At 70.6% G+C, this 231-nt stretch carries 1 pseudogene; it reads left to right on the top strand.

Going from position 1 to position 231, the window contains the following annotated elements:
* A pseudogene (locus tag KVT44_RS59885) lies at positions 1-231 on the top strand (hypothetical protein); the annotation flags it as partial.

Genomic DNA, 231 nt, shown 5'->3' with positions numbered 1-231 from the left:
CCGCCCTGGAACCGCTGCCGCCCGTCGAGTACGACTACCACTATGCCTTCAACGACCGGACCAGCGGCTTGCGGTTCGCCGGTTCGTACTACCTCGTCGTCCACCTCGCGGCGCAGGTCGCCGACTAGTTCGGCGACGGACCGTTCGGACAGACCCTGCGCGTACGGGTGGACGGCGCGGCGCAGACCGGCCCGGTGTACGCGGGGTGTGCCGTACCGCGGGGCGTGTTCG

Source organism: Streptomyces sp. GbtcB7, from assembly GCF_019091445.1.
Lineage (GTDB): Bacteria > Actinomycetota > Actinomycetes > Streptomycetales > Streptomycetaceae > Streptomyces > Streptomyces mirabilis.
The sequence above is the reverse complement of the archived record's forward strand: the minus strand, read 5'-3'. Positions and strand labels throughout refer to the sequence as shown.